This window comes from Vibrio sp. Vb0888 (assembly GCF_033338835.1).
Lineage (GTDB): Bacteria > Pseudomonadota > Gammaproteobacteria > Enterobacterales > Vibrionaceae > Vibrio > Vibrio alginolyticus.
The window spans coordinates 1-1035 of sequence record NZ_JAWOTL010000340.1 but is presented as its reverse complement, the minus strand read 5'-3'; the positions used below and the strand labels follow the sequence as shown (position 1 = coordinate 1035).

The following is a 1035-nucleotide window of genomic DNA, read 5'->3' as shown; positions in this document are numbered from 1 at the left end:
TGCAGAATTACGTGTGGATATGCGTCTACATATTGCAAAGCTACATCAAGAACTTAAGTCAACCATGATCTACGTAACGCACGACCAAGTCGAAGCCATGACATTAGCAGATAAAATCGTCGTGCTTCGTGATGGTAAAGTTGAGCAAGTTGGCTCACCAATGGATCTCTACCATAACCCTGTTAACAGATTTGTTGCCGGATTTATTGGCTCGCCTAAAATGAATTTTCTTCCTTGTACCGTTGAAGCTTGGGATGAAACGAGATTAACAGTGAGTCTAGATGTGGGTCATTCAATCACTTTACCGATAAAAACAGCTCAGGTTGAAATAGGTAAAAATCTAACGTTAGGTATTAGACCAGAACACCTCACGACAAATCCAGATATGATCACACTTGCATTCCAATGTGAAGTGGTCGAGAGACTGGGAGGCATGACTTACATCTTTGGCCAATGTGGCGGCGTGGATGACTTCAAATACCTTCATCATGGGGACACACAAGTACAGCCTGGTGAGTCAATTTCGCTATTTACATCACCTTCCCATTTACACATTTTTGAACCTGATGGAAACGTCATTAAATTTGATTCTGTACAATCAACACATTAGCGCTTTAGTGCCAAAGAGCATTCAGAATGCTCTTTGGCATGCTAGGACCGTCCGATAAAAACAATATAGGGTAATCTTTTGGCTACACTTAAAGACATTGCACAAAGAGCGAAGATTTCTACTTCCACTATTTCTCGCTTTCTTAACGAAGACCCTACTTTGTCTGTAAGTGAAGACAAAAAACGGGCCATTTTGGAGGCAGTAGAGTCTCTTGGCTATCAATCCCCTAAACGCAGTAAAAAACAGTTTGTTCATCATGAAGTAACCAAAACGAATGAGCCATTTGGCGTACGTGATGTTGTTATGTTGAACTTTTTAACGCCGACACAGGAAATAGACGACCCGTATTTCACTTCTATTCGTGCTGGCATTCAAAATCGATGCTTAGAAAAAGGAGTCGATTTAAGAACACTCCATTTAGACCA

At 41.0% G+C, this 1035-nt stretch carries 2 protein-coding genes; both read left to right on the top strand.

Translation table 11 applies throughout. The features are described 5' to 3' along the window. The coding region (locus tag R7P72_RS26110) for an ABC transporter ATP-binding protein (RefSeq protein ID WP_318111168.1) at positions 1–610 on the top strand (610 nt) is incomplete at its 5' end. Between the two features lie 78 nt (positions 611–688). Next, positions 689–1035 (top strand): LacI family DNA-binding transcriptional regulator (locus R7P72_RS26105; RefSeq protein WP_318111167.1); only part of this gene is annotated, 347 nt, incomplete at its 3' end.